Below are 6,450 nucleotides of genomic sequence, written 5' to 3'. Positions count from 1 at the left end.
CAGCCACGTCAATCGGGTTGATGGCGTTGATACCACCACCAATGAAGGTACTCTCGCCCCAGCTCACAACTTGCTTACCCAGCCGCACGGAACCCGGCTCATCGGCAATCGAGTAGTTGTGGTAGATGAAGGCGTCGAGAATCTGCCCACCGGACGAGCGCGCGCCCATGGGCCGGCCTTTGTCGCTGATGTCCTTGAACTCGCGGTTTTCGTCCTTGAGTTCGAAGTCGTACCAGTACTTGCCACGTACGAACACACCGGTATCGCCGTACTTCAGTTCCAGGTCATGAATGCCCTTGAAGATCTTCGAGAAGGTTTCCCCGCGCTTGAAGTTCAAGTGGCCGTCATCCGACGTCTGTGACAAACCTTTGCCACCGTTGTTGACGCCGATCAAGTCGCGATTGGCCTTGGAAGTGCTCCAACTGGCACCCACCGACAGGGATGAGTCAAAACTCCCCTCGATTTCACCCACGTTGAAACTGACGCCGAATGCGGGCCCGGCGAGCGTAGAAGCGAGACTGACGGCCAGAGGCAGTCTTGCCCGGCGCCAGAACTGGTTTACTGAGGTCATCGACGCTACTCCATGTGCATTATTGTTATGGCAGTGAGTTCTTTCTTACAGATGCATGTATCAGCCGGAATACAACGATCCCAATGCCGAATGGCAGCCGAGCCCCCATGGCCCGAAGCGCAACATCCGCGAAATACTCTGGAAGGGACTATAGCCAGCAGGGGGTAGCGCTTGATCCCTCTAAAGTGTGATTTGCATCACCAACCCGTCTGCCACAACCCTTTCGCCACACCGATGAAGATCGGCGCGGCAAGGATGGCTGAAAATCGATAAATCACAAGTGAAGGCTTGAGATAGAGCATTGCCGCGCCCGAACGGGCGCGGCGAAGGGCGTCAGAGGGTCGACAGGAACGTACTGTTGTTGGCCTGCCACTCGATGATGTCGATACGGATACGTTTTTTGTCGAGTTTTCCTACACTAGTCTTGGGAATTTCAGTAACAACGGCGATTTGGCTTGGAATGGCCCACTTGCTCAAGTGACCCAGTTCGACGAAAGGCTTGAGGTGCTCCTTGAGCTCTCGCGCACCTATCACATGGCCATCACGCACCACCACCAGCGCAAACGGGCGCTCGCCCCATTGCGGATCGGCGATGCCCACCACTGCTACTTCGCGTACCGCAGGATGGCGGCTGACCAGATCTTCGAGGGCCAGCGAGGAGATCCACTCGCCGCCGGTCTTGATCACGTCCTTGATGCGATCACGGATGTCGATCACCCCAAAGGCGTCGAGGGTCGCCACATCGCCAGTGTGCATCCAGCCGCCAGCCCACAACTCGGCGCCCTTCTGCGGCTCGTTGAAATACCCTTCGGTGAGCCACGGCGCGCGCAGTACCAGTTCACCTTGGGACTCGCCGTCGGCGGGCAGGAAGTTGCCATCAGCATCGACAATCGCCGCCTCCACCAAGGGCCCGGGTACACCAGCCTTGATGCGATAGGTAGTGCGCTCATCTTCGCTGCCGGCCATCAGCTCTTCGTTGAGATGGGCACAGGACACCAACGGCCCGGTCTCGGACATGCCGTACGCGGCGGTCAGTTGAATACCGCGGGCCTTGGAGGCTTCATACAACGAGCGATTCAACGCACTGCCGCCGATGACGATCTTCCAACCGCCAAAATCCACGCCCTGGGCGGCCTTGGCGTTAAGCACCATTTGAAGGATGGTCGGCACACAGTGGGAGAAAGTGACCTTTTCCTTGCGCCACAACTCCACCAGGTATTCCGGGTCGTAGCGGCCGGGATAGACCTGTTTGAGCCCAAGCATGGTCGCCACATACGGCAAGCCCCAGGCATGCACATGGAACATCGGCGTGATCGGCATGTACACGTCGTTGGTGCCCAGCAGACGCACGCTGTCGACGCTCCCCATGATGGTTGCCACGCCGATGGTGTGCAGTACCAGTTGGCGATGGGTGAAATACACGCCCTTGGGATTACCGGTGGTGCCGGTGGTGTAGAAGGTGGTGGCTACCGAGTTTTCGTCGAAGTCCTGGAAGTCGTATTTCGGGCTGGCAGCGGCCAGCAGGGTTTCGTACTCACCCACCAGGTTCGGTAATTCGGCGGTCTTGGCGTCTCCGTCGGTGAGCAGCAGGGTCTTGTCGACGGTAGTAAGGTGCCCGGCGATCGCTTGGTAAAGCCCCACGAACTCGCTGTTGACCAGCACAAAGCGGTCCTCGGCGTGGTTCATGGTGTAGAGGATTTGCTCCGGCGACAGGCGCACGTTGATGGTGTGGATCACCGCACCGATCATCGGAATGGCGAACATGCATTCCAGGTAGCGATGGCTGTCCCAGTCCATGACCGCGACCGTATCACCGGCCTTCACCCCTGCGGCGGTGAGCACGTTGGCCAGGCGGGCGACGCGCTCGATCAGGGTGGGGTAGGTATAACGCAGCTTGTCACGGTAGATGATTTCCCGGGTCTTCTCGTAACGGGTTCCGGACATCAACAGGCGTTTGATCAACAGCGGGTATTGGTACGCGCCTTCGGCGGGCGGGATAACACGGGTCTGCAACATACGAATCCCTTATCTGACTGCACGGTCTTGGCTTGAAGACCTGCACTTTAGAGAGCTTATGTGCCAGCCAAATCAGCCAAAGGAATGATTTGCAGACCGGCGTAAGTGCTAGCTTTGCGCCACCATCCAGAGCTGAAGAAGATCCAATGTGGGAGGGGGCTTGCCCCCGATAGCGGTCATTCAGCTAAGTATTCATTAGCTGATACTCCGCAATCGGGGGCAAGCCCCCTCCCACATCACTCAATAAACTTGATTACTTCATGCTGGTAAAAGCCAGCTTCACACCAATGGCTATCAGCACGGCGCCCATCGTCCGATCAAACCAATGCCCCATCCGCGCAAACCCGGCGCGCACGCGCTGCTGGCTGAACAACATGGCAACCAGGCAAAACCACAGCGCCGTCGCCACCGCCAGGTACACGCCATAACCGGCTTGAATGGCTAGCGGCGTATGCGGGTTGATCACCACCGTGAACAGAGAGAGGAAGAACAATGTGGCCTTGGGGTTCAAGCCATTGGTCACGAAACCTGCGGTAAACGCGCCACGCGGGGTGCGCTCGCCCGCTTCGCGGTGTAATTCGCCTTCGGCGGCAGGTTTGGCCGGCTGGGCGCGCAATGCCTTGAAACCGATGTACAGCAGATACGCCGCGGCGGCCCATTTCAGCGCGTTGAACAGCACGATGGACTGGGACACGATCAAGCCGATGCCGAGCAACGAGTACCCCACGTGCAGAAAAATCGCCGAACCGACCCCCAGTGCGGTCCAAGTCCCGGCGCGGCGGCCATGGCTCACACTCTCGCGCACCACCACGGCGAAGTCCGGGCCGGGGCTGGCCACCGCCAATAAGTGAATCAGGGCTACGGTCAAAAACTCGGCAACGTACATGCTCACTCCATGAAGTAACTGATTATTTCATCTGATAGGCTCGGCAGATTACGCCTTCGAACCCTGTCGCAAAAGGTACAGTTGATGACGAACAATCGCCGCGCGGTCTTCCTTGATCACCCGTCCCTGGACCTCGGGGACCTCGACCTCAGCGAGCTGCGAAATTGCTTTGGCGAACTGCAGTTGTACGAACAGACACCCCCGCAGAATGTAGTCGAACGCCTGCAAGGCGCTGAAGTTGCGATCAGTAACAAAATTGCGCTCAACGCTGAAACCTTGGCCGCCTGCCCCATGCTCAAACTGATCCTGGTATCGGCCACGGGTACCAATAACGTCGACCTGGAAGCGGCACGCCGTCACGGCATCACCGTGAGCAACTGCCAGGGCTATGGCACGCCGTCGGTGGCGCAGCATACGATCATGCTGCTGCTCAACCTGGCGACACGCCTGAAGGACTATCAACGAGACGTCAGCGCGGGCAAATGGCAACAGGCCAAGCAGTTTTGCCTGCTGGATCACCCTATCGTCGAACTTGAAGGTAAAACCCTCGGCTTGCTCGGCCATGGAGAATTGGGCAGCGCCGTGGCGCGCCTGGCCGAAGCCTTCGGCATGCGCGTTGTGTTGGGCGCCATCCCAGGGCGCCCTGCCCGCGCCGACCGCATGCCGCTGGATGAATTGCTGACGCAAGTGGACGCGCTGACCCTGCACTGCCCGCTCAACGACCACACCCGCAACTTTATCGGCGCCCGCGAGCTGGCGTTGCTCAAGCCCGGCGCGTTTGTGGTCAACACGGCACGCGGTGGGTTGATCAATGAACAGGCCCTGGCCGATGCGTTGCGCAGCGGTCATCTGGGCGGCGCCGCGACCGATGTGCTGAGCGTGGAACCTCCAGTAGCTGGTAACCCATTGCTGGCTGGCGATATTCCTCGGCTGATTGTCACGCCCCACAACGCCTGGGGCAGTCGCGAAGCACGGCAGCGCATCGTTGGCCAACTGGCGGAAAACGCCCAAGGCTTTTTCAACGGTGCCCCGCTGCGCGTCGTCAGTTGATAAACTGCGCCCCTTTTCAAGGAGCAGACTATGGATCCGCGCAGTGAAGTACTGCTTCGTCAGGCCGAACTTTTTCAAGGCAACCTGCTGCTGGTCGGTTTGCCTGCCGACGACCTGCTGGGGCGCCTGCCCAATGCCCACGGCTGGTGCTGGCATGCGGGCGACCAGGCAGCACTCGATGCACGCTTCCCCGAGCGCAGCCAGTTCGGCGTGAACGTACCTGAGCGTTCGTTCGATGCGGCAGTGATCTTCCTGCCCAAGTCCAAGGACCTCACCGATTACCTGCTCAACGCCGTGGCCGCACGCCTGCCCGGCGCCGAGCTGTTTCTGGTCGGCGAGAAAAAGGGCGGCATCGAAAGCGCCGCCAAGCAGATGATCCCGTTCGGCAAGCCGCGCAAGCTCGACAACGCGCGGCATTGCCAGCTGTGGCAAGTCACCGTGGCCAACGCCCCGCAAGCGGTCGAGCTGGAAAGCCTGGCGCAAGTCTTCGAGGTGCCACTGGCCGAAGGGCCGCTCAAGGTGGTGAGCCTGCCCGGCGTATTCAGCCACGGGCGCCTGGATCGCGGCACCGAGCTGTTGCTGGAACACCTGGACAAACTGCCCAGCGGTCATTTGCTCGACTTCGGCTGCGGCGCTGGCGTATTGGGCGCTGCGGTCAAACGTCGCTACCCGCACAACAGTGTGACGATGCTGGATGTGGATGCCTTTGCCGCCGCCAGCAGCCGCCTGACATTGGCAGCCAATGGTCTGGAAGCCGAGGTGTTGACCGGTGACGGAATCGACGCCGCACCAATGGGTTTGAACGCGATCCTGAGCAATCCGCCGTTCCATGTCGGGGTGCACACCGACTATTTCGCCACGGAAAACTTGCTGCGAAAAGCCGCAAAACACCTGGCAAAAGGCGGCGAACTCCGGCTGGTCGCTAATAGTTTCCTGAAGTATCAACCGCTGATCGAAGAGCACTTGGGCGTGTGCGCGATCAAGGCCGAAGGCAATGGCTTTCGCATTTACCGTGCCAAGCGCGGCTGACGGGCGCTTGAAAAAGAAGGCTTGCCGAATGGATTTTGCCTAGGCAGAATCCGCTCCGTCCTAGGGGAGTAGTCTCCCACGAGCGCCACGCTCGTCCGGCATACGTCAACATACTTGGTCAGCAGACCATGGCGTATGCGACCCAGGAGTCCGCACAGACGGACCGGGGTTTGACAAGACCTATGACACGCACACCTTACCCGGGGCGGGAAGGCTGTACGTGTCATAGCCGTGTCGACCCGCCCCTGGAAACCTACCTGATGCTGGATTCATTACTCGTTCCTACCGCAATCGTTGCCTTGGCCGAAATCGGCGACAAGACGCAACTGCTCGCGCTTATCCTGGCTGCACGCTTTCGCAAGCCCTGGCCGATCATCGCCGGTATCGTGGCCGCGACCCTGGCCAACCATGCGGCCGCCGGTGCCGTGGGGGCCTGGTTCGGCAGTTTCTTCTCGGATGCGGTGTTGCACTGGATTCTGGCGGCGAGCTTCTGCGCCACGGCACTGTGGACCCTGGTGCCGGACAAACTCGACGATGACGAAGCCAGTACCACGCGCAAGTTCGGGCCGTTCCTGACCACCCTGATCGCATTCTTCCTCGCCGAAATCGGCGACAAGACACAGATCGCCACGGTGATGCTGGCGGCGCAGTACCCGGAGTTGTGGCTGGTGATTATCGGCACCACCTTGGGCATGCTGATTGCCAACGTGCCGGTGGTATTGGCGGGTAATTTTGCAGCGGAGAAGCTGCCGCTGACCTTGATTCGTCGACTGGCAGCCACGGCATTCTTCATCCTGGCTATCGTCGCCGTATACAAAGCCATGCAAAGCAGCGGCTGGATCTAAAGGCTGTGAACCCAAACTAATTGTGGGAGGGGGCTTGCTCCCGATGGCAGTGT

The 6,450-nt window shown here is 59.8% G+C and carries 6 protein-coding genes and 1 riboswitch; of the genes, 3 read left to right on the top strand and 3 right to left on the bottom strand.

Annotated features, from left to right (window positions below):
- The 3 genes from ACRESD_RS03610 to ACRESD_RS03600 all read right to left on the bottom strand — a co-directional run.
- Nucleotides 1-571 (bottom strand): DUF1302 domain-containing protein (locus tag ACRESD_RS03610; RefSeq protein WP_431749670.1); only part of this gene is annotated, 571 nt, incomplete at its 3' end.
- 333 nt (nt 572-904) lie between these two features.
- Nucleotides 905-2,587, bottom strand: coding sequence for a fatty acid--CoA ligase (locus tag ACRESD_RS03605; RefSeq protein ID WP_431749669.1), 1,683 nt, complete (start codon nt 2,585-2,587; stop codon nt 905-907).
- A gap of 253 nt (nt 2,588-2,840) precedes the next feature.
- Nucleotides 2,841-3,473, bottom strand: a complete 633-nt coding sequence (locus tag ACRESD_RS03600; protein ID WP_431749668.1) for a LysE family translocator — start codon at nt 3,471-3,473, stop codon at nt 2,841-2,843.
- An 84-nt stretch (nt 3,474-3,557) separates the two neighbouring features.
- On the opposite strand from ACRESD_RS03600, the gene ACRESD_RS03595 reads away from it, so the two are divergent.
- From ACRESD_RS03595 to ACRESD_RS03585, 3 genes are all read left to right on the top strand, one after another.
- Nucleotides 3,558-4,523 carry a 2-hydroxyacid dehydrogenase gene (locus tag ACRESD_RS03595; protein ID WP_431749667.1) on the top strand — a complete coding sequence of 322 codons (966 nt, stop codon included), beginning with the start codon at nt 3,558-3,560 and terminating at the stop codon, nt 4,521-4,523.
- Nucleotides 4,524-4,553: 30 nt separating this feature from the next.
- On the top strand, nt 4,554-5,552 hold the full coding sequence (locus ACRESD_RS03590; protein WP_431749666.1) for a methyltransferase: 999 nt from the start codon (nt 4,554-4,556) through the stop codon (nt 5,550-5,552).
- Between the two features lie 50 nt (nt 5,553-5,602).
- Nucleotides 5,603-5,724, top strand: a riboswitch (yybP-ykoY riboswitch).
- Between the two features lie 88 nt (nt 5,725-5,812).
- Nucleotides 5,813-6,397, top strand: a complete 585-nt coding sequence (locus ACRESD_RS03585) for a TMEM165/GDT1 family protein (RefSeq protein ID WP_004372026.1) — start codon at nt 5,813-5,815, stop codon at nt 6,395-6,397.
- Nucleotides 6,398-6,450: the final 53 nt, after the last annotated feature.

This window comes from Pseudomonas sp. (assembly GCF_050739995.1).
Lineage (GTDB): Bacteria > Pseudomonadota > Gammaproteobacteria > Pseudomonadales > Pseudomonadaceae > Aquipseudomonas.
Note: the sequence above shows the minus strand (reverse complement) of the source record. Positions and strands in the feature narration are given on the sequence as shown.

What these genes read in the sequence shown, in the direction of transcription:
- ACRESD_RS03605 (WP_431749669.1), bottom strand. Translation starts at nt 2,587, where the DNA reads ATGTTGCAGACCCGTGTTATCCCGCCCGCCGAAGGCGCGTACCAATAC.
- ACRESD_RS03600 (WP_431749668.1), bottom strand. Translation starts at nt 3,473, where the DNA reads ATGTACGTTGCCGAGTTTTTGACCGTAGCCCTGATTCACTTATTGGCG.
- ACRESD_RS03595 (WP_431749667.1), top strand. Translation starts at nt 3,558, where the DNA reads ATGACGAACAATCGCCGCGCGGTCTTCCTTGATCACCCGTCCCTGGAC.
- ACRESD_RS03590 (WP_431749666.1), top strand. Translation starts at nt 4,554, where the DNA reads ATGGATCCGCGCAGTGAAGTACTGCTTCGTCAGGCCGAACTTTTTCAA.
- ACRESD_RS03585 (WP_004372026.1), top strand. Translation starts at nt 5,813, where the DNA reads ATGCTGGATTCATTACTCGTTCCTACCGCAATCGTTGCCTTGGCCGAA.